Here is a 211-nt window from a genome sequence, read left to right on the forward strand (position 1 = left end):
CAGACCCAGCCCTTTGACGTCGGCCGCCACTACACCACCTTGTGCGACCCCCGACTCAACCCCCGCCAGGCCATCGCCGTCGCCGGAGCCTGGAACGCCGCCTGACACCCGGGCGTCGACCGGCCCCCGCAACAGGTTCAAAAGCTGTGGTGCCGTCCCCGCCGTGGACGGCACCACAGCCGGTCCACCCCCCACCCGGACCGCCCGGACC

This window comes from Streptacidiphilus pinicola, from assembly GCF_003258295.1.
Classification (GTDB): domain Bacteria; phylum Actinomycetota; class Actinomycetes; order Streptomycetales; family Streptomycetaceae; genus Streptacidiphilus; species Streptacidiphilus pinicola.